Source organism: Bradyrhizobium sp. in8p8 (assembly GCF_000426845.1).
Lineage (GTDB): Bacteria > Pseudomonadota > Alphaproteobacteria > Rhizobiales > Xanthobacteraceae > Bradyrhizobium > Bradyrhizobium japonicum_C.
On the sequence record NZ_AUGD01000009.1, the window covers coordinates 331,528 to 352,140 of the forward strand.

23 protein-coding genes are annotated in these 20,613 nt (G+C 63.9%); 12 read left to right on the plus strand and 11 right to left on the minus strand.

The window, feature by feature from the left end:
* Nucleotides 1–3 precede the first annotated feature (3 nt).
* The 3 genes from K408_RS38605 to K408_RS0123885 are packed head-to-tail and all read left to right on the plus strand — an operon-like array spanning nt 4 to nt 2,230.
* Nucleotides 4–294: a hypothetical protein gene (locus K408_RS38605; protein ID WP_024341017.1), complete on the plus strand. Its 291-nt coding sequence runs from the start codon at nt 4–6 to the stop codon at nt 292–294.
* Nucleotides 264–1,469, plus strand: a complete 1,206-nt coding sequence (locus tag K408_RS0123880; protein WP_024341018.1) for a site-specific integrase — start codon at nt 264–266, stop codon at nt 1,467–1,469. The genes K408_RS38605 and K408_RS0123880 overlap by 31 nt, the downstream gene beginning before the upstream one ends.
* Nucleotides 1,466–2,230, plus strand: a complete 765-nt coding sequence (locus K408_RS0123885; RefSeq protein ID WP_024341019.1) for a hypothetical protein — start codon at nt 1,466–1,468, stop codon at nt 2,228–2,230. The genes K408_RS0123880 and K408_RS0123885 overlap by 4 nt, the downstream gene beginning before the upstream one ends.
* A gap of 92 nt (nt 2,231–2,322) precedes the next feature.
* Here K408_RS0123885 and K408_RS0123890 read toward each other — a convergent pair whose 3' ends face one another.
* The 4 genes from K408_RS0123890 to fliL are packed head-to-tail and all read right to left on the minus strand — an operon-like array spanning nt 2,323 to nt 5,259.
* Nucleotides 2,323–3,087, minus strand: coding sequence for a MotE family protein (locus tag K408_RS0123890; protein ID WP_024341020.1), 765 nt, complete (start codon nt 3,085–3,087; stop codon nt 2,323–2,325).
* 9 nt (nt 3,088–3,096) lie between these two features.
* Complete coding sequence (locus K408_RS0123895; RefSeq protein WP_024341021.1) at nt 3,097–3,543, minus strand: DUF6468 domain-containing protein; 447 nt, start codon at nt 3,541–3,543, stop codon at nt 3,097–3,099.
* A complete protein-coding gene (gene fliM / locus K408_RS0123900) occupies nt 3,540–4,742 on the minus strand; it encodes a flagellar motor switch protein FliM (protein WP_024341022.1) in 1,203 nt (400 codons plus the stop codon). Before fliM ends, K408_RS0123895 begins: the two co-directional genes overlap by 4 nt.
* A 19-nt stretch (nt 4,743–4,761) precedes the next feature.
* Nucleotides 4,762–5,259, minus strand: coding sequence for a flagellar basal body-associated protein FliL (gene fliL / locus K408_RS0123905; protein WP_024341023.1), 498 nt, complete (start codon nt 5,257–5,259; stop codon nt 4,762–4,764).
* 385 nt (nt 5,260–5,644) lie between these two features.
* Here fliL and flgF point away from each other — a divergent pair, with 385 nt between their 5' ends.
* From flgF to flgH, 4 genes are read left to right on the plus strand one after another with little or no spacing between them, the layout of a single operon-like run.
* Entirely contained in the window at nt 5,645–6,406 is a 762-nt protein-coding gene (gene flgF / locus K408_RS0123910) for a flagellar basal-body rod protein FlgF (RefSeq protein WP_024341024.1), read from the plus strand.
* 16 nt (nt 6,407–6,422) lie between these two features.
* The gene (gene flgG, locus K408_RS0123915) at nt 6,423–7,211 is read left to right on the plus strand and encodes a flagellar basal-body rod protein FlgG (RefSeq protein WP_024341025.1); all 789 of its coding nucleotides are present in this window, start codon (nt 6,423–6,425) and stop codon (nt 7,209–7,211) included.
* A gap of 10 nt (nt 7,212–7,221) precedes the next feature.
* Nucleotides 7,222–8,352 carry a flagellar basal body P-ring formation chaperone FlgA gene (flgA, locus tag K408_RS0123920; protein ID WP_024341026.1) on the plus strand — a complete coding sequence of 377 codons (1,131 nt, stop codon included), beginning with the start codon at nt 7,222–7,224 and terminating at the stop codon, nt 8,350–8,352.
* 3 nt (nt 8,353–8,355) lie between these two features.
* Entirely contained in the window at nt 8,356–9,120 is a 765-nt protein-coding gene (gene flgH, locus K408_RS0123925) for a flagellar basal body L-ring protein FlgH (RefSeq protein ID WP_024341027.1), read from the plus strand.
* A 281-nt stretch (nt 9,121–9,401) separates the two neighbouring features.
* Here the strand turns inward: flgH and K408_RS0123930 are convergent, their stop codons facing one another.
* The 3 genes from K408_RS0123930 to K408_RS0123940 all read right to left on the minus strand — a co-directional run bounded on the left by K408_RS0123930 (nt 9,402) and on the right by K408_RS0123940 (nt 11,841).
* Entirely contained in the window at nt 9,402–10,181 is a 780-nt protein-coding gene (locus K408_RS0123930; protein ID WP_024341028.1) for a 2-keto-4-pentenoate hydratase, read from the minus strand.
* A gap of 465 nt (nt 10,182–10,646) precedes the next feature.
* Nucleotides 10,647–11,012, minus strand: a complete 366-nt coding sequence (dksA, locus tag K408_RS0123935) for an RNA polymerase-binding protein DksA (protein WP_085966600.1) — start codon at nt 11,010–11,012, stop codon at nt 10,647–10,649.
* A 217-nt stretch (nt 11,013–11,229) separates the two neighbouring features.
* Nucleotides 11,230–11,841 carry an NAD(P)-dependent oxidoreductase gene (locus K408_RS0123940; protein ID WP_024341030.1) on the minus strand — a complete coding sequence of 204 codons (612 nt, stop codon included), beginning with the start codon at nt 11,839–11,841 and terminating at the stop codon, nt 11,230–11,232.
* A gap of 163 nt (nt 11,842–12,004) precedes the next feature.
* Between K408_RS0123940 and K408_RS0123945 the strand changes: the two genes are divergently transcribed.
* On the plus strand, nt 12,005–12,376 hold the full coding sequence (locus K408_RS0123945) for a winged helix-turn-helix transcriptional regulator (RefSeq protein ID WP_027552655.1): 372 nt from the start codon (nt 12,005–12,007) through the stop codon (nt 12,374–12,376).
* 25 nt (nt 12,377–12,401) lie between these two features.
* Here K408_RS0123945 and K408_RS0123950 read toward each other — a convergent pair whose 3' ends face one another.
* Nucleotides 12,402–12,812, minus strand: a complete 411-nt coding sequence (locus K408_RS0123950; RefSeq protein WP_024341032.1) for a flagellar assembly protein FliX — start codon at nt 12,810–12,812, stop codon at nt 12,402–12,404.
* A 284-nt stretch (nt 12,813–13,096) separates the two neighbouring features.
* Between K408_RS0123950 and K408_RS0123955 the strand changes: the two genes are divergently transcribed.
* The 4 genes from K408_RS0123955 to K408_RS0123970 all read left to right on the plus strand — a co-directional run bounded on the left by K408_RS0123955 (nt 13,097) and on the right by K408_RS0123970 (nt 15,612).
* Nucleotides 13,097–14,221, plus strand: coding sequence for a flagellar basal body P-ring protein FlgI (locus tag K408_RS0123955; protein WP_024341033.1), 1,125 nt, complete (start codon nt 13,097–13,099; stop codon nt 14,219–14,221).
* Nucleotides 14,221–14,589 carry a flagellar assembly peptidoglycan hydrolase FlgJ gene (flgJ, locus tag K408_RS0123960; RefSeq protein WP_024341034.1) on the plus strand — a complete coding sequence of 123 codons (369 nt, stop codon included), beginning with the start codon at nt 14,221–14,223 and terminating at the stop codon, nt 14,587–14,589. Before K408_RS0123955 ends, flgJ begins: the two co-directional genes overlap by 1 nt.
* Before the next feature lie 11 nt (nt 14,590–14,600).
* The gene (locus tag K408_RS0123965) at nt 14,601–15,098 is read left to right on the plus strand and encodes a hypothetical protein (protein WP_024341035.1); all 498 of its coding nucleotides are present in this window, start codon (nt 14,601–14,603) and stop codon (nt 15,096–15,098) included.
* Between the two features lie 157 nt (nt 15,099–15,255).
* A complete protein-coding gene (locus tag K408_RS0123970) occupies nt 15,256–15,612 on the plus strand; it encodes a hypothetical protein (protein ID WP_024341036.1) in 357 nt (118 codons plus the stop codon).
* Between the two features lie 122 nt (nt 15,613–15,734).
* On the opposite strand, the gene flaF is transcribed toward K408_RS0123970, so the two are convergent.
* The 3 genes from flaF to K408_RS0123985 form a co-directional block, all read right to left on the minus strand.
* Nucleotides 15,735–16,103 (minus strand): flagellar biosynthesis regulator FlaF, encoded by a 369-nt coding sequence (gene flaF, locus K408_RS0123975; RefSeq protein ID WP_024341037.1) that lies wholly within the window; start codon nt 16,101–16,103, stop codon nt 15,735–15,737.
* Between the two features lie 294 nt (nt 16,104–16,397).
* Nucleotides 16,398–18,686 (minus strand): DUF1522 domain-containing protein, encoded by a 2,289-nt coding sequence (locus K408_RS0123980; RefSeq protein WP_024341038.1) that lies wholly within the window; start codon nt 18,684–18,686, stop codon nt 16,398–16,400.
* A 219-nt stretch (nt 18,687–18,905) separates the two neighbouring features.
* A partial coding sequence (locus K408_RS0123985; RefSeq protein ID WP_028145979.1) for a DUF1522 domain-containing protein occupies nt 18,906–20,613 on the minus strand: 1,708 nt, incomplete at its 5' end.

The following is a 20,613-nucleotide window of genomic DNA, read 5'->3' on the forward strand; positions in this document are numbered from 1 at the left end:
ACCATGGCCAACCGCTTCCAACCGCTCGATAAATTGCCTCTATTCGCCGAGGAGGAGGCAATTTCCATTGCCCTGTTGGGACCGGGGAAATATGCCCATTGGCGCCAGCTGGCCCCTTTACTTGAGGGCCGCGGCTTCCCCAAGATCGATGCTGAGATGGGCGGCCGGTACACTCCGGCGATCAAGCGCTTCTTCGATCACGAGTACCGCCTGGACACTGCCCAGCCAGTTGCGTCGCGTGACGGGCCGGAGGATTGGGGACCGTGGAAAAGGAAAAGCGCCCGCCGGGCTTAAGGTACAACGGCAAGCGCCCGGTGTGGCGCGCCAGTAAGGCCGCAATCGCCGAGGGTTACCCCCTCAAGTCTGTGCACCTGACATCGCTGGTCGGCAATCCGGTGCAGCTGCGGCACCGCTGCGAGCGCCTGCAGGCTGAGATGCTGTCTTGGCTGAAAGGGAAACGATCGAACGTCGACCCTCAGTTTGACGGCACCTTCCGCTCGCTGTTCGACCTCTACCAGGTCGATAAGGAAAGCCCCTATCACAAGCTGAAGCGATCCTCGCGCGTGCCGTACGATGTCTACCTGCGCATGATGCGCACGAACATCGGCGAGCGCCTGATCAACGCCTGTGACGGCCGCGACGTGAAGCGCTGGTTCGCAGCATGGTCCGAGCCGGCGGAGGGCAAGACAAAGCGCCAGGTGGCGAAGGCGCGTATGGCCATCTACGTCCTCAAGGCCGCGCTCTCGTTCGGCATTCTCTGCCGCAAGCCCGGATGCGTCGAATTCCGAGCGGTGCTCGACGCCATCCGGTTCGAGACGCTCCGGCCTCGCGACGTCGCGCTCCCGGCGGACGTCATTGTCCAGGCGCGCTCGGCCGCGCACGAACTCGGTCACCCGCGTGCGGCGCTTTGCTATGCCATCCAGTTCGAGGGCGCGGTCCGGCAATGGGACGTCACCGGCCAATGGTTTCCGATCTCGGATCCTCAACCGTCGGCCGTGCACGACCACGGAACGAAATGGATTGGGCCGACATGGGCGCATGTGGACGAAAACATTATCCTGCGATGGACGCCGACGAAGACCGAATTCACGACCGGCCTGCCGGTGGTGATCGATCTCGCTGCCTGCCCGATGGTGATGGAGGAGCTCGCGCTCATTCCCGAGGCCGAGCGCGTCGGGCCGCTCATCGTCAACCCGAAGACGGGCTTCCCCTACCGCAATGACAAATTCCACGACGTCTGGTGCGACGTGAAGGAGAAGGTCGGCTTGTCGTCGAAGGTTTGGAGCCGAGATCTGCGGAAGTCCGGCTCGACCGAGGCGCGCGCGGCCGGCGCGCCGATCGACGACGTCAAAAAGCTGATGGGCCACACCGCGGATTCTGACACCACGGCGAAAGTCTACGACCTCGCGGTGCTCGAGGCTCACCGCCGCATTGCGGCCGCGCGCGTGGCGAACCGGAAGAAGCAATGACACTGATCGTAGCCATCCCCACCGCGTTAGGGCTCATCATAGCCGCCGACAGCCGCGTGAGCACATGGTCTGGGTATTGCGATCTAGGCTTCAAAATCACCGAGATTGAAAGCCATCCAAGGACCGCGACATTTATGACGGGCACGACCACCGTTTCGGAAGGTATGAACCTTGATCCGTGCGAACATCTGAAACATTTGAAGTTTGATGCTGCCGATGTCCTGCGGGAAGCAGCCGAGAGGACCGACAGGTTCGATGAGATAATCGAGTTCGTCCTCGATGGCACACGAAGGTTCGTCGCCGCCAACCCGAACTCTTACGCGCCGAAGAAAGGGCTCTCTCTCTTTCAAGGCGTCGTCGCGTCGTTTGACGCTGCTACCCATCGATCCAGGCTACAGAGCTTCTCGGTCAACTACCTAAACGATGGAACAATCGCAGCAGAAGACATTGTGAGCGAAGAGTTCGGTCCGGAGGACCAAAGCAAAATTAGGCTCTATGGAGAAGCTAGCTATCTAATCCAAAGCGTTCTCCATGGTCCAGGATCTCGCTTTCTAACGGAGCGATATGGCCGATTTCAGAGCTCGGTAAAACGGATCGCAGAGGCGGATGTCAACGTGGCGGCTGACTTCGCGATCGATCTGATCCAAGCGGCCTCGAAAACATCGGACGCCGGTCTACGGCCGGCAACTGGCATTGGCGGGCCGGTCGATGTCCTGCTGCTCGGAGACGACGAGAGGCCAAAGAGATTACAGTGGAAGTGAGGTGCGCAGCCCCGGCGCACAGGGCGCACACCCCCCTTGATCTGCCGTCGCTTTTTGGGCGTCCCGTCTAAGGACTTCTTAAGTATGAGCCCTCAATTCGGCTTTTGCGTCGGCCTGCCATCGATCTTGGGCAGCTCGCCGGCCGAGGCCGACTGTTCGCCACCACCATTGGCACGGCGGGCCATCTCGACGGTCAGCCGCTCGGCGGCTTCCGATGACATCAGGCCCAGGATGTCCGACATCTTGCGTGGCGCGATCGCCGAGGCGATCTCGATCAGCACGCCCATCTCGAGCCGGTCGAACACCCGGGCGGCGTCCTTGGGCTTCATGCCCTCATACATGGTCACGAGGCCCTTCATGCGCTGGGCTTCGGCGGCCTTCTGCTCGGCCTGGGTTGCGGAGATGCGGGTCTCTACCGCCTTCATCTCCTCGACCTTGTTCTCGATGCGCTTCTCGGCCGACTTGAGCAGGCTCTCGCGAATGTCGATCTCGCGCTGGCGCGCCTCGATTTCCTGCCGCCGCGCCTGCAACCGTTCCAGGACCGCACGTTCCGAGGCCGAGACCTGCGGCTGGCCCTCGTCGATCTTGACGACGGTGCCACCCTCCATCTTTGTCTCGGGCGCGGCCGGCTTGGGTGCTTCCTTCGGCGCGCCATGGGTCGAGCCGGTGATATCCGGGTCCTCGCGCCCGGTCGGAAAATTCAGGTTCTCCTCCGCCCAGGATTTCTTGCCCTGGCTCGGCTTGTACTCGAAGACGTAGCCGCCGTTGATCGCGAGACCCGCCACCTTCAGCGTGGCGAGTCCTGCGATGGCGACCAGGACGACCGGTATGACTCGGATGTTACGAAAGGACTTCATGCCCGGACTTTATGCGGCAAGGCCGTTGGATCGTCTGCGCTCGGAAAAGGCTTCGGCCGCCGCCGCGACCGCTTTTGCCGACGAGGGCTTGGCCGCAGGCGCAGCAACCGTTTCGGGGTTGGTCACCGGACGCGCGGCGCTCGCGATCTTCGACAAGCGGCGCACCACGTTGTCGGCTTCGCCGAGCTGCTTGTAGAGCTGGTCCGACATCTGCGTGGCGGCGGCGAGCTGGCTGCCCAGGTTCTCGTTGACGTCGCGCACGGCGAGCTTCAGCCCGCCGATCGCGCGTTCGGCGATCTCGGTCGCGGTGATCAGTTCGCCGATCACCGCCTTCAGCGAATGCTCGTCCGCCTTCAGCCGCGTCAGCCGCTTGTTGAGCATGACGCAGTAGACGATCGTCAGCATGAGCAGGATAGCCACCAGCGTCTCGATCGCCATTCCCAGGGAGTGGTTCATGGGGCCTCCATCATCTTGTTCTGCTCGTCCACCTTCTCGAACATCGCAAGTGTCGTGCTTGGCTTGCGCAAGGGTTTCGTCACGCGGATCGCGACTCGGTCGCCGACCCGTCCCATCCGCCCCTCCGTCAGCGTGACGTCGCCGCAACGCACGGTGACGTTGGCGTCGGCGCGCATGTCCAGCGGCAGCGTGTCGCCGACCTTGAGCCGCATCAGCTGCTTGAGGGGAATGTCGGCTTCATAGAGCACGGCATCGACGGCGATCTCGGCCTGCACGATCTCGGTGGCGAAATGGCCCTCCCAGACCGGGTCGCGGCCGAACTTTTCGCCCATGAACATCTGGAGCAGGACGCCCCGGATCGGCTCGATGGTCGCGTAAGGCAGCAGCAGCTCGATATTGCCGCCGCGGTCTTCCATGTCGATGCGTAGGCGGACCAGGATCGCGGCGTTGGCGGGACGGCTGATCGCGGCGAAACGCGGGTTGGTCTCGAGGCGGTCGATCGTGAACGTCACCGGAGACAGCGGCCGGAACGCCTGCTCGGCGTCGGACAGCACCACCTCGACCAGCCGCTTGACCAGCTCGGTCTCGATCGTGGTGTAGGGCCGGCCCTCGATCCGGAGCTGGCTGGTGCCGCGGCGGCCGCCCAGCAGCACGTCGATCATCGAATAGATCAGGTTGGAATCGACCGTCGCCATGCCGAAGTTTTCCCACTCCTCGGCCTTGAACACGGTGAGGACGGCGGGCAGCGGGATCGAGTTCATGTAATCGCCGAAACGCACCGAGGTGATGCGGTCGAGCGAGACTTCGACGTTGTCCGAGGTGAAGTTGCGCAACGATGTCGTCATCAGCCGCACCAGGCGGTCGAAGACGATTTCGAGCATCGGCAGACGCTCGTAGGAGACCATCGCCGAATCGATGATCGCGCGAATGCCCGAATGGTCGTCGAGCGTGACGTCGCCGACCGTGAAGCCGAGGAGATTGTCGATCTCCTCCTGCGACAGCACCCGCTCGCCGGAGTTCTTGCCGGTGCCGAGATCGCGGCTGCCGTCCTCGACCATGGCCGCCCATTGCAGGGCCATGGTTTCCGATAGCTCGTTCTCGGCGGCAGCCTTTGCGGCCTCTGCGGGATCCTCGGAATCGAGCGAGGCCTCCCACTGGGCGGCAATTGCATCCTGGTCGACTTGGTCGTTGCCCGCCATGATCCCTAGTCCGTCATGCTCACTGGACCACGACTTCCTTGAACAGCACCGCGCTGACCTGGATCGGGGCGACCGCCGCGTTGACGCGCTTGGTCAGTTCCTCCTTGAGGCGGAAGATGCCGGCGGAACCGTTGAGGTCGGAGGGACGCAGTTCGCGCACATAGGTCTGGAAGATGTCGGTGACGCGCGGCATCGTCGGCTTGATCGCCTCGATCTGCTTTTCTTCCTTGAGCTCCAGCACGATCTTCAGCCGCAGATATTGCACGCGCTCGCCTGGCGAGCCGGCGAGGTTGACCATCAAGTCGGGGACGTCGACGAAGGCCGGCGGCTTCGGAGGCGGCGCGGCCTCGGCATGGTGCTCGGCCTCGCCGTGACGGAAGAAGAAGAACCAGGTCGCCGCGCCGCCGCCGAGCACGGCGAGCAGGCCGACGGCCATGATGATCAGCTTGAGCTTGTTCTTCGGCGGAGCGGCTTCCGCGCCCTCGGCGGCTGCGCCGCCTTCTTCATTCTCTGCCATGGGTGCCGCGCTCGTTCATCTCTCAAAGGGGTCGAAAGAGCGAAGCCTCCTGGCAGACCGTGACGCGGTACGAATGCCCCCAGCGCGATGCGCTCCTCTGATGTGCAAACGCTACGGTAATAATGGTTAACGGAATCTTTCGATTGGGCCCGCGCTAGGAAAAATCTGCCGGGCAAACATGGCTAACAGAACCTTTCTGCCGCCTTCCCGCGCCCATCAAAAGTTGGCAAGACTTTGAAATTGTTTAATTTTTCTGTTTGGCACGACTTTCGCTGAGAAAGGACCGAGACCCGACGGTTTGGGAGAACCTGAAGGCCTCGTTCACGGGGTCCGCCAAGGCGCTTGGGAGAGCGAAATGGCAGATCCCACTCAGGGGAGATTTCCGATGCAGAACGCGCTTCTGATCGGCTTGTCACGGCAGATGACGTTGGAGCGGCAGATGGCCGTCATCGCCAACAACGTCGCCAATTCCAACACCAGCGGCTTCAAGGCCGACCATTCGCTGTTCGAGGAGCACCTCAACTCGAACGCGCGTGAGGACCGTTTCATCGGCCGCGACCGGCTGGTCTCCTATGTCCAGGACCGCGGCACCTTCCGCGATATCAGCCAGGGGCCGCTGGAGCCGAGCAACAATCCGCTCGACCTGGCAATCGACGGCAACGCCTATTTCGTCGTGCAGGCCAACGGCGCCGAGCGCTTCACCCGCGACGGCAAATTCTCGCTCAACAGCACCGGCCAGCTCGTCACCTCCGACGGCAATCTCGTGCTCGGCACCGCCGGCCCGATCACGTTCCAGCCGACCGATCACGACATCAACGTCGCGCCCGACGGCACCGTCACGGTGCTCGAGGGCACGGCACGAACCGACTCGATCCGCGGCAAGATCCGCATGGCCTCGTTCGACGATCCGGCCAAGCTGACCAAGCTTGGCGCCAATCTCTACGATGTGGGCTCCGCCGTTCCGCAGGCCGATGCCAAGTCCAACGTCCGCCAGGGCTACGTCGAGAAGTCGAACGTGAACGCGGTCGGCGAGATGGGCCGCATGGTCGAAGTCATGCGCAGCTACGCCGCCATCGCCAACCTGCTTCAGCAGCAGAGCGACCTCCACAAATCGGCGATCGACAAGCTCGCCGACGTTCCGGCCTGATTGAAGGAGAATTGACATGCAGGCGCTTCACACCGCAGCGACCGGAATGGCGGCACAGGAACTCAACGTTCAGGTGATCTCCAACAACATCGCGAACCTGCGCACCACCGGCTTCAAGAAGCAGACCGCGGCGTTCCAGGACCTGATCTACGAGCACGTCCGCCGCGTCGGCGCCCAGTCGTCCGACCAGGGCACCATCCTTCCGGTGGGCGTCGACATCGGCGGCGGCGTCAAGACCGTCGGCACGCCGCGCAGCATGACGCAGGGAACGCTGTCGCAGACCGGCAACGACCTCGATCTCGCGATCTCGGGCGATGGCTTCTTCAAGATCCTGATGCCGGACGGGACCTACCAGTACACCCGCGACGGCACGTTCCAGATGGACAACCAGGGCCGTGTCGTGACTGCGCAGGGCAACCCGGTGCAGCCGACCATCACCATTCCGAACAACGCCTCGGGCATCTCCGTGAGCGAGCAGGGCCAGGTCTCGGTGACGCTGCCCGGTTCATCGACATCGTCGATCATCGGCCAGATCGGCGTCACGCGCTTCATCAACAAGGCGGGCCTTCAGCCCGTCGGCAATAACCAGTTCATCGAGACCCCCTCCTCCGGCCCGCCGCAGGACGGCACCGCCAACTCGGAGGGTTACGGCAAGATCACGCAGGGCAGCCTGGAGCAGGCCAATATCGACGTGGTCTCGGAAATGAGCGACCTGATCGCCGCGCAGCGCGCCTATGAAATGAACGCCAAGGTGATCAGCGCCGCCGACCAGATGATGCAATCGACCACGGCGCTGTTCCGCTGAGGCAATGACGATGATCCGCGCCACCCTCGCCACGATCTCCGCCCTTCTCGCGCTGACATCGCCGGCGGCAGCGGCAGACGACTTCATCGCCGCGCCGACCTTGCGCGCAAGCGTCACCGTCACCTCGGACGTGGTGCGCATCGGCGATCTCATCGAGAACGCCGGATCGGCCGCGTCGATCCCGGTCTACCGCTCGCCCGATCTCGGCACCACCGGCACCCTCACGGCCGCCCAAGTGCTGTCCGTGCTGCGCGCCAAGCAGGTGATCGGCGTCATGACCGGCGACGTCAAGGAGGTCCAAGTCACCCGCCTCGCCCGCACGCTCGCCAGCAAGGACGTCGAGAACGCGGTCGCCGCAGCGCTCGAGCGCCGCTTCGGCCTCGGAGACGCCGCCAACATCACCGTCACGTTCGATCGCAGCGTCGCCGAGATGCGGCTCGACGCCTCCAACACCGGGGCACTCCTGCCGGCCGCAACCCGCTACGATGCCCGCAGCGGCCGTTTCGACATCGCCTTCGAGATTGCCAATGACAGCAATCCCGCTCCGACCAAGCTGCGTTTCACCGGCACCGCGATCGAGACGGTGGAGGTAGCCGTGCTGACCCGCGACGTCGACCGCGCCGAGCTTCTGAAATCCTCCGACCTTTCGCTGGAGCGCCGGCCGAAGGCCGAGGTCACCGGCGAACCCGCGTCCCGCGACCGCAGCGTCGGCATGGAATTGCGCCGAGCGATGCGGGCTGGCACGCCGATCCGCGCCGCAGACGTCGTCAGGCCCAACTTCGTGGTGCGCGACCAAGCCGTCACCATCATCTACCAGATGCCCGGCCTTTATCTCACCACGCGTGGCAAGGCGACAGAGAGCGGCGCCGAGGGCGACACCGTCAGCGTGCTCAATCTGCAGTCCAAGCGCACGCTGACCGGCGTCGTCACCGCCCGTGGCCAGGTCACGGTCCAGGGTGCCAGCCAGTCCGCGCCGATGGCCCCTGCGGTCGAGCAGAGCTCCTCGCTGAAGCGCGACGAGATGCCCGCCGCCGCAGCCCTCGCGCAGAGCGTTGTGCAGGCGCCGGCAAATCCGGCCCAGGTCGCCCAAGCCCAGATTCCGCAAGTTCGCCTCTCGCAAGCTCCAGCAAAGTCAGAGTAAGTCATGTCAACGTTCAGTTCGGCTTCCCGTCTTCGTCGCGGCGCGATCTCTGCCTTGCTGCTTGCAACTTGCGCCCTGGCGAGCGGCTGCTCCTCGATCGACCGCCTGTCGCAGATCGGCGAACAGCCGAAGCTGTCGGCGATCGACAACCCGACGACGCAGCCCGGCTACAAGCCGGTGCAGATGCCGATGCCGAAGCCGGAAGTCGCCTCCTACAATCCGAACTCGCTCTGGCGCAACGGCAGCCGCGCCTTCTTCAAGGACCAGCGCGCCCGCCAGGTCGGCGACCTCCTGACCGTGACCGTGAACATCACCGACAAGGCCAATCTGTCCAACGAGACCCAGCGCAGCCGCACCAGCAAGGAGGACTCCGGGGTCACGGACTTCATCGGCAGCCAGACGGTCACGCAACCGCTCAAGGTTCTCCCCGGACGTCTCCTTACAACCGACTCGACGTCCTCGGCTGACGGCAAGGGCTCAGTCAACCGCCAGGAAGCGCTGCAGACCAACGTCGCCGCCGTCGTGACCCAGGTGCTGCCGAACGGCAACCTAGTGGTCGAAGGCAAGCAGGAGATCCGCGTCAACTTCGAGATCCGCGAGCTCGTCGTCGCCGGCATCGTCCGCCCCGAGGACATCCAGAGCGACAACACCATCGATTCCAGCAAGATCGCCCAGGCGCGCATCGCCTATGGCGGCCGCGGCCAGATCATGGACGTGCAGCAGCCGCGCTACGGTCAGCAGGTCATGGACGTGCTGCTGCCCTTCTAAGTTCCTTCAAGAGCTCCCACATCGTGTTCGCGAACCTAGGCGCGAACGACGGTGTACTACGCGGCCCTCGCTAGCTCCCCTGGCGAGGGCCGCATGTATTTTACCAAGGCGATGTGAGGGGGCTGCTTAGAGCGAGTCGGGCGGGCGCATTGGCCGCGCCATGCCCCAAACCTGCTCAGTGCCGAGCGTAGCAAATCCGGGATCCCTTCGCGGAAGCCTGGAATGCTTCGCCGCAAGAGCTCCTCACAGTGCCGGCGTGCGTCGAAGAACCGTGCGCCCACTCACGTAAACTCGGCCTCGACGGTTCCGAGCCCCTCAAGTTCCATCCGCACCTTGTCGCCCGCTTTCAGCCACAGCGTCTTGACCAGGCTGCCGGTCAGCACGAGTTGACCCGCGTGCAGGCCCTTGCCTTCGGCGGCGAGATGGTTGGCAAGCCAGGCGAGTGCATTGTGGGGATGGCCGAGCACGTCGGCCCCGGTGCCGTGGCTCACCTCTTCGCCGTTGACGATGGCGCGTCCCTTGACCGCCTTCAGATCCGGCACGGACGAGCGCGGCACCGATGGGCCGAGCACGCAACCGGCGGCGAAGAAATCGTCGGCGATCAAGGTCGGCGCGCCCATCGTCTCCCATTTTACGTAGCGATCGTCGACGATCTCGATCGCGGGCTGATAGGCCTCGACCGCTTCGCCGACCCATTCGGCTGTGAACGGCGCCTCGCCGGCGGCAAGGTCGCGCTTGAGCCGCACTGCAATCTCGCATTCGACGCCGACCCGGACATAGCTGGACGCCGCGAGCTTGGCGCCGCTGTCATGCACGCCCTTCTGGAACACGCCGCCGCCGCAGGGGTGCGGGATGCCGATATACTCCTGCATGACCTGGCTGGTGCAGCCGATCTTGTAGCCAACGAGCGGGCCGACATGCGGCAGCAGGAGATCGTGCAGCGCGCGCTGGACCTGATAACCCTCGGCCTCGTCGGCAGGAGGGTGCTCCAGCGCCGCGAGCGGTGCATGATTGCGGCGCGCCAGCGCGATGGCCTTTGCGGCTTCGAGAATCCTGTCCATCGGCGCCGTCTCCCACGCTACGCAGCTCAAGGCAGCACTTCAGCATCCCTGCTCCACCCTGACAAGCGCGCCTCGGCGCGGGACGACGACCGCTGGCCCGCCCTTAAGGAAAAATTGAGCCGGTGGAGGCTTTATGGAGTCGCATGCCTCGCGGGCTCTCGCGAGACGCGCATGAGGCGTGATTGCAGCGATGCTTGATGCAGCTGGATCAGCATCTCAAGACCCGACTCGATCTCATTGATGCGACTCGGAAAATTTCCCGCACCTGAAGTGAAGGCTGTTTCTCATCCGAACTCACGTGAGCTCGGAGGAGTCGAGACTAGATCCTTGATTGCGATTCACTTTTTGCAATCGCTGCGCCCCGTTTGACGTACGCAGCTTCCGAGCGCCAGGCAAAACGCCCATCGCGGCGCCAAACGGCGCCTCGTCCAAAAAACAAAGAGCCGCATCGCTGCGGCTCGGGCTCTATTCGTCGCGATAAACTTTCTCGCGTTTCTCGTGGCGCTCCTGCGCTTCCACCGAGAGCGTCGCGATCGGGCGGGCCTCGAGCCGCTTCAACGAGATCGGCTCCCCGGTTTCCTCGCAATAGCCGTAGGTGTTGTCCTCGATGCGCTGGAGCGCGGCGTCGATCTTGGCGATCAACTTGCGCTGGCGGTCGCGGGCGCGGAGCTCGATGGCGCGATCGGTTTCGGACGATGCCCGATCGGCGAGATCGGGGTGGTTCACGTTCTCCTCCTGCAAAGCCTGCAGGGTGAGCTTGGACTCTTTGAGGATCTCATCCTTCCAGGCAAGGAGCTTCAGGCGGAAGTACTCCTTCTGCCGGTCGTTCATGAAAGGCTCTTTGTCGGTCGGTCGGTAGTTTTTCAACTTTTCCAAGGGAGGCCTATCTTTTTAAGCAACGACTCGCGAACGGAACGGGGTCCGTTGAGCCGGGCCTTATATAGTGGCCTCCCGTGACAGACAATATTTCCCTGATGGCGCGCCTCGCGCCTCCAAGCCCTTGCACAGGAAGGTTTATCCCTGAGAGGCTTGGAGGCGGCCGAGGGCTTCAATAACCGACCGTGAAGCGCTGCTTCGGATGGGCTGGCCGTTCGATCTCGTCGGCGAGGGCGATGGCGTAGTCGGCGAAGGTGATCCAGCTCTTGCCGTTCGCATCTGCGAGAAGCTGGTCGGTCCCTAGCCGGAACTTGCCCGTGCGTTCCCCCTCGACGAACAGCGCCGACGGCGAAATGAAGGTCCAGTTCAGGTCCTTTTCCTGGCGCAGCAGGTCGAGGAAGGTCGAGCCCGCCTCCGCTTCGGCCTTGTACTGAGCGGGAAAATTGGGGGTCGCAACCAGCTTCACGCCCGGGGCAACCTCGAGACTGCCGGCGCCGCCGACCACGAGGTAGCGACCGACCTTGGAGTCCTTCGCGGCACCGATCAGCTTCAGGGCGTCGCTGGCGAGGAAGTGGATGGAACTCACAGCGACGTCATGCCCGGCCCACAGCTTGGCAAGGCCGTCCTGGTCAAGCACATCTCCCTTGATCGGCGTGACGTTGGGCAGGGCCGCGATCTTCTCGGGGTTGCGGGCGATGGCTGTGACGGCGTGGCCGCGGCGGGACAGCTCCTTGGTGATCTCCGACCCGGCTCGCCCCGAGGCGCCCGCGATTGCGATATTCATGAAGTGCTCCATTGCAACAGTGGTAACCACCAGTAACTAGATATCGCAAAGGATGCTGGTGTTAAGAGAGCACTTTGTGCTTACCTGATTACGCGAGGGTAACCTGGACGCGGAACGCTCCCGGTGGTCCCGCAAGCGACCGTATGCATTCCGAGGATCGATGATGAAACCGGACGTCTACGCAGCGAATTGCCCCACCCGCCAGATCCTCGATCGCGTCGGAGACAAATGGGCGGTGCTGATCCTCTTGCTGCTGCGCGAGGAACCAATGCGCTTCAATCAGTTGCGCCGCACGATCGAAGGCATCTCGCAAAAGATGCTCAGCCAGGTTCTCAAGTCGCTCGAGCGCGACGGCCTGATCAAGCGCCATGCCATCGCGACGGTGCCGGTCACGGTGGAATATTCGATCACGCAGCTTGGATTGACGCTGGCAGCTGCGGTCGATCCGCTGCGCGATTGGGCCGAGCAGAACCTGAAAGATGTGCTCGCCGCCCAGCGCCGCTACGACGCGCAGCAGAAGGAGGAAGCTGCGTAAGACTGCGCGAAGTGACGGATGGCTGTTAAGCCTGCCCAGCCTTCGCCAGTTCGACCTCGACGCGCAGCTCGATCTCGGCGAGAACCGCATCGAGACCAGGATCGCCCGAGGACGATTTCAGGTTAGCCGCAGCATCCCGCAGGCGCATCACGGTCGATCCATCGAGATTGCCGGACAGCAGCCCAATCTTGAGATCGTCGAGCACGTCGAGCGCGGTCCTGCCGCGGGCCACCGAGCGCTTGCGGCGCTCGATCGGATCCTCATCGACGCCCTGCAATGCCAGCAATGCGTCGATGTTGGCGGTGGCCTTCGGCGCAGCGCTTCGCGTCTCCTGTGCCGACGAGGTGTCGGGCAGCGCGAAGGTGCCGGAGCCGATCCGCCTGGTCTGGCTGGCCGGCGTTCCAAGCGTGGTGCCGTTCGGTCCGTAGATGCGCATCGGAAGGAATCCGGGTGATCGATGCCTCACCTTCGCCCTCTTATGGTTAACGACGCGTAAACAGCCCGGCAGAATTTGCCGAGAGGCGGCAGTTTCGCTCCTCAGGGCGAACGACCGCTGACACCGGTCGAAACAGATTTATTCAACCTATTCAGCCACCTATCCCTGCCGCCACGGTTGGCACGGTGCTCGCAAGGAAAGCGTCGGACCAGCTCGTCATGGGAGTGTCGTGCAGGTCCTTCCGATTTGAGGAGCCCGCTCTTAGGGGCCTTGGGGAGCAGAGTATGCCAGGCGTTCGTTGGGTGAGGATTGTTGGGGTGGCCTGCGCCGCGCTGTCAGCGCTGACGCTCTCCGTCACGCCAGCGGCTGCGACCTCGCGTATCAAGGATCTCGCCAACATCGAGGGTGTGCGGCAAAACCAGCTCATCGGCTATGGCCTCGTCGTCGGTCTCAACGGCACCGGCGACACGCTCAACAACATCCCCTTCACCAAGCAATCGCTGCAAGCGATGCTCGAGCGCATGGGCGTCAACATCCGTGGCGCCACGATCCGAACCGGCAACGTCGCCGCTGTGATGGTCACAGGTAACCTGCCGGCCTTTGCCACGCAGGGCACGCGCATGGACGTCACCGTCTCCGCGCTCGGCGATGCCAAGAATCTCCAGGGCGGCACCCTGCTCGTCACCCCTCTCCTCGGCGCCGACGGCAACGTCTATGCAGTGGCGCAGGGCTCGCTCGCGATCTCCGGCTTCCAGGCCGAGGGCGAGGCGGCCAAGATCGTGCGCGGCGTGCCGACGGTTGGGCGGATCGCCAACGGCGCCATCATCGAGCGCGAGATCGAGTTCGCGCTCAATCGGCTGCCGAACGTGCGCCTTGCGCTGCGCAATGCCGACTTCACCACCGCCAAGCGCATTGCGGCTGCGGTCAATGATTATCTCGGCGTCAAGGCCGCCGAGCCGATCGACCCGTCGACGGTGCAGCTGTCGGTCCCGCCCGAGTTCAAGGGCAACGTCGTCGCCTTTCTCACCGAAATCGAGCAGCTCCAGGTCGAACCCGATCTCGCCGCCAAGATCATCATCGACGAGCGCAGCGGCATCATCGTGATGGGCCGCGACGTTCGCGTCGCCACCGTTGCGGTGGCCCAGGGCAACCTCACCGTCACCATCTCCGAGAGCCCGCAGGTCAGCCAACCCAACCCGCTGTCGCGCGGCCGCACCGTGGTCGCACCGCGCAGCAGTGTCACCGTCACCGAGGACGGCAAGAAGCTGGCGCTGGTCAAGGACGGCGTCTCGCTGCAGCAGCTCGTCGACGGCCTCAACGGCCTCGGTATCGGTCCCCGCGACATGATCAGCATCCTGCAGGCGATCAAGGCCGCCGGCGCCATCGAAGCCGACATCGAGGTGATGTGATGCAAGCCTCCGCCATCAATACCCCGCGCCTCCCCAACGCTTCGGCCTTCTCGGTGGAGAGCCGCAACGGGCGGCCTGATTTCGAACTCGCCGCCGCCCTCCAGAAGGTCTCGCCGCAGCAACAGGCAAAGGCGCAGAAGATCGCCACCGACTTCGAGGCGATGTTCCTCAACAGCATGTTCTCGCAGATGACCTCGGGCCTTAAGGGCGAAGGCCCGTTCGGCGACACACCCGGCACCGGCGTATGGCGCTCGATGCTGACCGAGCAATATTCCAAGAACTTCGCCCAGGCCGGCGGCGTCGGCGTCGCGACCGACGTCTACCGGACCCTCATCCTGCAGCAGGCGAAAACGATCCGCACGGCATAAGGTCAAACGAGATGAACCATTTCAACGCCTCACGCCAGCCGATGCAAGCGCAACGCCCGACTGCCGCGGCCGGCAGCACGGAAGCACGCAAGGTCGCCGAAAACCTGATGGATGCGATGAGCGCCCTGCTCGGACTGATCGAGCGCGAGACCGAGCTCGTTCGCGCCGGCAAGGTTCGCGAGGCGATGACGCTCGAGAGCAAGAAGCAGGAGCTGTCGCGAAACTACGTCGGAGCGGTCGGCCAGTTGAAAGCCAACCAGGCCCAGCTCGCGAAATCCGCGCCCGAGCTGCTGTCGACGCTGCACCGCCATCACGATGCGTTCCGAGCGATGCTCCAGGTCAATCTCACCGTGCTCGCAACGGCGCACGCGGTCTCCGAGAGCGTCGTGCGCGGCGTCAATGCCGAGATCCAGAAGCGCAACGTGCCGAACACCTATACGGCCGCCGGGCGCAGCGCCACTCCGGGCCCGCGTCACATCACCCCGCTTGCAGTCAGCCGCTCCCTCTGAGCGCACAAGAACAAGCAACAATTTTATGAAAAACCGCGCGGCCATGGCGTCCCGCGGTTAGCTACGTTTCCTTACCGGCCGTTCAGTCCTGGTGTTCCATGCTTGCGTCATTAGAGGGGTTGGGATTTGACTCACGTTAGGCAACCAGGAGGCTGCCATGAGTACAGATTTCAGCATCCGGCCGGTGGGGATCCCGGCCCCCGCGCAGATCGTAACGACGTCCAACGCGGCGGCGAACGAGGCCGTGCAAACTGATCTGCCGGTCAGCAAGACCGTCGCCGCGGCCGATACGAGCGCGCCCGTGCGCAATGATCTGCCCCATGAGAACGTCTCACGCCAGGTCGTGTTCGACCAGGCAGCTGCATCATTCGTCTTTCAGGTTGTCAACGAGAAGACCGACGCGGTCGTCAATCAGTTTCCCGACGAAGCAATGCTGCGCCGGCGGGCCTATTTCCATGCCTTGGATAGGCAGTCCGAGCCCGCGCGCCCGCTCAGCACGGACGTCAGCGCCTGATCAACATCTGCAAGTTGGCGGCAAAGACCGGTGACGATGTCATTGATCGGTACCCTCGCCGGCATACGTCAGCGTGAGCCTTCGTGCGCAGTCGGCAAATGCTCGACCACGCCATCTCTCCGTCACGGCCGTCCCGACAGACCTGCAGCGATATTGCGGTTGATTTCGATCAGCGGGCGGAAGTGATCGAACTGCGGGCTCATCTGGAGCGCAGCGGTCTGGCTCAGCACGAACACGCTGATGTTGGCGATCTTCTGCCGGACGTCGATCGGCTGCGGATTGGTGTCACGCATCGCTTCGCTCAGGAAGATAGTCCAGAGCTTGCGGTTGAACATCAGGGCCTGCGTGGTCTGCTCGCTGAACGGATCGGCACTGTTGATCGCATCCTGAAGCTTGTTGGCGGCCTTAAGCAGGGTCTGCGCCTCGATGTCCCGAGGAGATGCGGTGGTCGTTGCAACACGCGCATAGGCCGAGGCAGCGGAATTCGACATCAATCACACCCTGGACGTTTCCTAGCGCGTTGTACGCGCTTAAGGATTTCTTTCCCAACCCTAGGCAGCACCGCTTAAGATTTGCTTACGTGTGTGCTTTGGAAGTACTCCGGACAATTACGGGGCGCGGAGTTCTTCGTCAGCGCAACGCTAGCTGCACGCACGCACGATGTAAATTCGCTTGGCGCGATGCGTGGCGATCTCAGCTAATCCTGTCTTAGCGTTCTCCTTCAAAAGAAAGGCGGAGCGTTAGCTCCGCCGCGAATTCTCCGATGACGAACTTGCGCTCGCGAACTAGCGGAGCAGCTGCAGCACGCTCTGCTGCGACTGGTTGGCCAGCGACAGAGCGGAGACGGCGATCGACTGGCGGGTCGAGAGCGCCTGGCTGTTCGCCGCTTCCTCATTGGTGTCGGCCAGAGTCAGGTTGGCCGAGCCGGTCTGCAGCACATTGATCAGGTTCTTCGAGAAGTCCTGACGCACCTGCACGATCGACAGATTCGAACCGAGCGTCGAGCCTTCCGAACGTAGCGTGCTCGAGGCCGCATTCAGGCTGGCCAGCACCCGGTTGGTGGCGCCGTTGTCGATGAAGTCGACGCCGTTGACGAGATTGCTCAGGCCGAGGCCCGCAGCGTTGAACACCACGCCGTTGATGCTCAGCGTGGAGCTGCCGGTCTCGTTGAAGACGAGCTTCAGAGTGTCGCCGTTGAGCAGGTTGACCCCGTTGAAGGAGGAGTCCTGCGATGTCGTGTCGATCTGGGCGAGAATGTTGTTGAACTGGTTGACCAGGTTGGAGCGCGCGGTCTGCGCCACGGGATCCTGGACCGGCGGCTGCGCGGTCGTGAAGGCCAGAACGCCGGTGATCGTGCCGCCGACTGCGCCGCCGGCGAGCGTCGAGCCGAGCGTCGAGGAGGCATATTCGTTGACAGTGGTCACCGTGAGCACGCCGTTGGCATCGATCGTCGCCGTCAGATGGTTGGCCTGCAGCTGCGCGTTGAGCTGGTCCAGCGTCTTGACCGTGCCGTTGGTGCCGTCGCCGAAGGTGACGTTCACCGGTGTGCCGCCGTTGAACGAGGTGAAGGTCAGCGTCTTGCCGCTGATGCCGCCGACGCCTGAGGTGCGGGCCGCGGTAAATGCCGTCGCCGTTCCGGTGTTGCCGCTGAGGCCGAATGCACTGAGCGCATTGCCGGTGCCGGTGATCGAGAGATCGGCATTGACGCCGGTGGACAGCGCGAGCTGACCGCTGCTGTTGACCGACGACGGGATCTGGCCCGAAGTGGTCGACAGCGTCGCCGCGCCGTTGAAGATGCTTGCGGTCTTGACGCCGGTCGCGAGGTCGATGGCGTTGAGCAGATCGGTCAGCGTCGCGCTCTGAATGTAGACCGTCGAGTTGCCGTTGCCGTCGGTCACGATGTTGCCGCTGACGCCGCCGGACGTCACGCTCGTCGCCGATTGCGGCGTTTGCGCGTTCTTGAAGGTGATGGTGTGGCCGTCGATGTTCAGCGTCGAGCCGTCCTTGACAAGGGTACCGAGCGAACCTGCGGTGGTCGACCGGGCCGCGGTGACGTTGGCATTGCCAGCGCCCGTTGCAGCCGTCAGACCGAGCGCCTTGAGGAAGTCGGCCTTTCCGGTCACGCTCAGATCGGCGCCGGTCGAGCTCTTCAGCGTCACCTGGCCGCCCGTGATGGACGATGCCACCTGAAGCGTGCCGACGGGACCAGCCGCACCGCTGACGGCGATGGTCGCAGCGCCGGCGCTGATCGTCGCGCTCTTGACGCCGCTCGCCAGGTCGATCGCGCTCAGCAGGTCGTTGACGGTGCCGGTGGGCGCAGCCCCCGTCCCCATGTAGATGATCGAATTGCCGTTGCCGTCGGTGGCGATGTGGCCGGTGGCATCCAGGCCCCACCCGGTCGGCTGCGTCGCAGGCGCCGCGCCGGTCCGGAAGGTGATGGTCTTGCCGTTGACCGTGATCGAATCTCCGTCGGCTGGCGACGAGCCGAGCGTGCTGGCTGGCGTGGAGCCGATCAGGGTGGCGGTGCCGGTCAGAGCAGTGGTGCCGTCGGCCGCGTTGACGGCAGAGCCGGTCAACGTGCCCGCAGTCGAGCCCAGTGATGCACCGAGTGCGGCGGCCGCCGTCACCGGCGTCACACCGCCGGGTGCACCGGTGTAGAGCACGTTGCTGTTGGCGGTCGCGCTCGCATAGGATGTCGTGCCGCGCAGATCCGCCGGGGTCGCGCCGGGAATGGTGGTCGAGACGTTCGATTTCGTGGAATAGCCGACTGTGGTCTGCAGCGCCTGGTTGGCGATCGATTTCGCGCTGTCGATCAGCTTCTGCAGCGAGGTAATGCCGGTGTTGGCGGCCTGGAGCACCTGCACACCGTTGTTGATGCCGTCGAGCAGGTTGCTGATGTCGCTCGCCCGGTTGTCCAGCCCCTGCGCCGTGAAGAAGTTGGTGGGATTGTCGAGCGCCGTATTGACCTTCTTGCCGGTCGCCAGCCGCTCCTGCGTCGTGGCCAGCAAGTCGGCCGTCGACTGCAGCGACAACAGGTTCTGGCGAACGGACGCCGAGAGAACGATGTTGGACATTGGCGAGTCTTCCTCTTCAACCGGATACGAATCGGCCGCGGACTGGAAAGCGGGCCTTTTGTCCAGTTTTAGGAGGTGTCCTTTAAAGTATGGTTAACGACGGTTTAAGGGATAGGGTTAACCGCCGATGAACGCCCCTTCCTGCCCGCGGACGCAAAGAAAAAGCGGCGGGGCAATAGGCCCCGCCACTCAATTTTAATCAGTGATTTCCGCTACTTATTAGCGAAGCAGCTGGAGCACGCTCTGCTGCGACGTGTTGGCCAGCGACAGGGCGGAGACCGCGATCGACTGGCGGGTCGACAGTGCCTGGCTGTTGGCCGCCTCGACGTTGGTGTCGGCCAAAGTCAGGTTGGACGAGCCGGTCTGGAGCACGTTGATCAGGTTCTTGTTGAAGTCCTGACGGATCTGCACCACCGAGAGGTTCGAGCCGAGGCTCGAGGCCTGCGAGCGCAGCGTGCTCGAGGCGGCGTTGAGGTTGGTCAGCACCCGGTTGGCGGCGGCGTTGTCGATGAAGTCGACACCGCTGGTCAGCGCAGCGAGGCCCAGACCCTTGGAGTTGTAGGTCACGCCCGTAATGTTCAGGCTCGACTTGGCGGTCTCGTCGAACACCAGCTTGAGCTGGTCGCCGTTCAAGAGATTGACGCCGTTGAACGAGGAGTCCTGCGCGGTCGTGTCGATCTGGTTCAGGATGTTGTTGAACTGAGAGACCAGATTAGCACGTGCCGTCTGGGCGACGCCATCCTGGACGGGCGTGGACGCCGTCGAGAAGGTCAGGGCCGAGGTCAGCGTGCCGCCGATCGCTCCGCCGGCCGCCGTCGAGCCGAGAGTCGAGGATGCGTAATCATTGGACGCCGTGATCGTGAGCAGGCCGTTGGCGTCGATCGTCGCAGCCAGGTTGTTGGCCTGCAGCTTGGTGTTGAGCTGATCGAGCGTCTTGACCGTGCCGTTGGTGCCGTCGCCGAAGGTCACGTCAACCGCCGTGCCGCCGTTGAAGGAGGTAAAGGTCAAGGTCTTGCCGCTGATGCCGCCGATGCCGGAGGTGCGTGCCGCAGTGAAGGCGGTCGCGTTGCCGGTATTGCCGGCGAGACCGAACACGTTCAGGGCATTGCCGGTGCCGGTGATCGACAGGTCGGCGTTGACGCCGGTCGAGATCTTGAGCTGGCCTGACGAGTTAATCGTCGACTTCGACTGCCCCGAGGCGGCCGCAAACGTCGCGGTGCCGTTGGCTGCGATGGTCGCGGTCTGCACGCCGGTGGCAAGGTCGATCGCGTTCAGCACGTCGGCAACCGTGCCGGCCTGCAGATAGACAGTCGAATTGCCGCCGCCGTCGGTGACGACCGCACCGCTCGCGCCGGAGCCGGTGGGAACGGCCGGAGCACCGGCCGAGCCCGGGGTCGGCGCGTTCTTGAAGGTGATGACCTTGCCGTTGACGTTCAGCGTCGAACCGTCGGTGATCGTCGCACCGAGCGAGGCTGCGCTGGTGGTGCGGTTGACGTTGACGGTGGCATTGCCGCCGCCGATTGCCGAGGTCAGACCGAGCGCCTTGAGCAGGTCGGCGCGTCCGGTCACGGACAGATCCGCACCCGTCGAGCTCCTCAGCGTGACGGCGCCCGCAGCGACGCTCGAGGCAGTCTGGCTGGCGCTGGTCGCGATCGTCGCAGCACCGGCGCTGATGGCAGCCGTCTTGACGCCGCTGGCAAGGTCGACCGCGGTCAGCAGGTCGCTGACGGTCGCAGTCGGCGCAGCCGTGGTGCCGAGATAGACGGTGGTGTTGCCGCTGCCGTCGGTGACGAGGTTGCCGCTGACGCCCGAGCCGGTCGGAACCGCGGTGCTCGCCGGGGCAGAACCCGCGCGGAAGGTGATGGTCTTGCCGTTGACGGTCAGCGTGTCGCCGTCAGCGGGCTGGGCGTTGCCGACCAGGCCGGTC

What these genes read in the sequence shown, in the direction of transcription:
- fliL (WP_024341023.1), bottom strand. Translation starts at nt 5,259, where the DNA reads ATGGCAGAGAATGAAGAAGGCGGCGCAGCCGCCGAGGGCGCGGAAGCC.
- flgJ (WP_024341034.1), top strand. Translation starts at nt 14,221, where the DNA reads ATGCAAGCCTCCGCCATCAATACCCCGCGCCTCCCCAACGCTTCGGCC.
- flgA (WP_024341026.1), top strand. Translation starts at nt 7,222, where the DNA reads ATGATCCGCGCCACCCTCGCCACGATCTCCGCCCTTCTCGCGCTGACA.
- K408_RS0123980 (WP_024341038.1), bottom strand. Translation starts at nt 18,686, where the DNA reads ATGTCCAACATCGTTCTCTCGGCGTCCGTTCGCCAGAACCTGTTGTCG.
- flgF (WP_024341024.1), top strand. Translation starts at nt 5,645, where the DNA reads ATGCAGAACGCGCTTCTGATCGGCTTGTCACGGCAGATGACGTTGGAG.
- K408_RS0123970 (WP_024341036.1), top strand. Translation starts at nt 15,256, where the DNA reads ATGAGTACAGATTTCAGCATCCGGCCGGTGGGGATCCCGGCCCCCGCG.
- K408_RS0123945 (WP_027552655.1), top strand. Translation starts at nt 12,005, where the DNA reads ATGAAACCGGACGTCTACGCAGCGAATTGCCCCACCCGCCAGATCCTC.
- K408_RS0123895 (WP_024341021.1), bottom strand. Translation starts at nt 3,543, where the DNA reads ATGAACCACTCCCTGGGAATGGCGATCGAGACGCTGGTGGCTATCCTG.
- K408_RS38605 (WP_024341017.1), top strand. Translation starts at nt 4, where the DNA reads ATGGCCAACCGCTTCCAACCGCTCGATAAATTGCCTCTATTCGCCGAG.
- K408_RS0123955 (WP_024341033.1), top strand. Translation starts at nt 13,097, where the DNA reads ATGCCAGGCGTTCGTTGGGTGAGGATTGTTGGGGTGGCCTGCGCCGCG.
- flgH (WP_024341027.1), top strand. Translation starts at nt 8,356, where the DNA reads ATGTCAACGTTCAGTTCGGCTTCCCGTCTTCGTCGCGGCGCGATCTCT.
- fliM (WP_024341022.1), bottom strand. Translation starts at nt 4,742, where the DNA reads ATGGCGGGCAACGACCAAGTCGACCAGGATGCAATTGCCGCCCAGTGG.
- K408_RS0123940 (WP_024341030.1), bottom strand. Translation starts at nt 11,841, where the DNA reads ATGAATATCGCAATCGCGGGCGCCTCGGGGCGAGCCGGGTCGGAGATC.
- K408_RS0123885 (WP_024341019.1), top strand. Translation starts at nt 1,466, where the DNA reads ATGACACTGATCGTAGCCATCCCCACCGCGTTAGGGCTCATCATAGCC.
- K408_RS0123890 (WP_024341020.1), bottom strand. Translation starts at nt 3,087, where the DNA reads ATGAAGTCCTTTCGTAACATCCGAGTCATACCGGTCGTCCTGGTCGCC.
- K408_RS0123965 (WP_024341035.1), top strand. Translation starts at nt 14,601, where the DNA reads ATGAACCATTTCAACGCCTCACGCCAGCCGATGCAAGCGCAACGCCCG.
- flgG (WP_024341025.1), top strand. Translation starts at nt 6,423, where the DNA reads ATGCAGGCGCTTCACACCGCAGCGACCGGAATGGCGGCACAGGAACTC.
- K408_RS0123950 (WP_024341032.1), bottom strand. Translation starts at nt 12,812, where the DNA reads ATGCGCATCTACGGACCGAACGGCACCACGCTTGGAACGCCGGCCAGC.
- flaF (WP_024341037.1), bottom strand. Translation starts at nt 16,103, where the DNA reads ATGTCGAATTCCGCTGCCTCGGCCTATGCGCGTGTTGCAACGACCACC.
- K408_RS0123930 (WP_024341028.1), bottom strand. Translation starts at nt 10,181, where the DNA reads ATGGACAGGATTCTCGAAGCCGCAAAGGCCATCGCGCTGGCGCGCCGC.
- dksA (WP_085966600.1), bottom strand. Translation starts at nt 11,012, where the DNA reads ATGAACGACCGGCAGAAGGAGTACTTCCGCCTGAAGCTCCTTGCCTGG.